The sequence below is a fragment of the Marinobacter mobilis genome (assembly GCF_900106945.1).
In the GTDB taxonomy this organism is placed as follows: domain Bacteria; phylum Pseudomonadota; class Gammaproteobacteria; order Pseudomonadales; family Oleiphilaceae; genus Marinobacter; species Marinobacter mobilis.
The window spans coordinates 1-1221 of sequence record NZ_FNNE01000025.1; the positions used below are offsets into that span (position 1 = coordinate 1).

At 55.3% G+C, this 1221-nt stretch carries 1 protein-coding gene; it reads left to right on the plus strand.

Annotation, left to right across the window (positions count from 1 at the left end; translation table 11 throughout):
• The first annotated feature begins 62 nt into the window (after positions 1-62).
• Positions 63-1195, plus strand: a protein-coding gene (locus BLV11_RS18160; protein ID WP_091817951.1) for an IS3 family transposase whose coding sequence is annotated in 2 segments (ribosomal slippage) — positions 63-303 and positions 303-1195 — 1134 coding nt in all. Because the reading frame shifts where the segments join, the coding sequence is not laid out codon by codon here.
• Positions 1196-1221: the final 26 nt, after the last annotated feature.

A 1221-nucleotide genomic window follows, 5' to 3' on the forward strand; every position in this document is an offset into this window, starting at 1 on the left:
GGGTTCTACCCCGTTACTGCGGACACTTCTGAAAAGAGGCACAATGTGCCAAAGGAGTGTTCATGTCCAGACGCAGAAAATATAGCCCAGAGTTCAAACGCGAAGCCATTGCTTTGACCCGCCAACCCGGTGTGAGTTGTCGACAAATAGCTTTGGAGATCGGCATCAATCCCAACCTACTGACCCGTTGGCGCAGAGAAGCGGATGAGGAGACGGACAAGGCCTTCAAAGGCTCTGGCTCTCCCAGAGACGAGGAGGTTGCCCGTCTCAAGCGAGAACTGGCCCGTGTGAAGAAGGAGCGTGATTTTTTGCGCGAAGCGGCAGTGTTCTTCGCAAAGGAGTCGTCCTGAGGTATCAGGCGATTCAACGTTGTCGCAGCCAGTTCCCGATACGTCTTATGTGCCGATGCCTGAAGGTGTCGGCGAGCGGTTATTACGCTTGGGTATCTCGCCCTGAGTCCGCCAGGGCAAAGGCGAATCAGCACTTGCTGTCACGCATCAGAGAGATTCATGACGACAGCGGTGGCATGATTGGCTCGCCACGGATGCATGAGGATCTGGTCGCTGAGGGCGTTCATGTCGGCTTGAACCGCGTTGCTCGGCTGATGGCCAAACACGGCATTCAGGGCTGGCCCAGGAAGAAACGAGGGCGTGCTGGTCGACAGACTTATCGACCACCAGGCATCAAGAATCATCTGGAGCGCGATTTCTCAGCACTTGAGCCGGACACCAAGTGGGTGACGGATATCACCGAAGTGCACACCCAGGAAGGAAAGTTGTTTCTGTGCGTGGTAATCGATCTGTTCAGCAAGCTGGTCGTGGGATGGTCGATGCATCATCGTCAGGATCGTCACATGGTCATCAGGGCGGTTGAGATGGCCGTTTGGCAACGCCGGGGAAAAGCACCTGTCATTCTGCATTCAGATCGCGGTAGTCAGTTCACCAGTGGCGATTACCAACGCTTCCTTGGCAGTAATCGCGTGGTAAGTAGTATGAGCGCTGTCGGGCACTGCGGCGACAATGCTGCTTGTGAGGGGTTCTTCGGAATACTCAAGCGCGAGCGTGTTCATCGCCGGCGCTATCGAACCCTGGATGAGGCAAGGGCCGACATATTCGATTACATCGAGCGATTCCATAATCCGAGGATGCGACGTAGAGTTGCCACTCAGGATCGGAAGCTTTGCACCGTTTTATAACCGTCCGTGGAAACGGGGTAGAACCC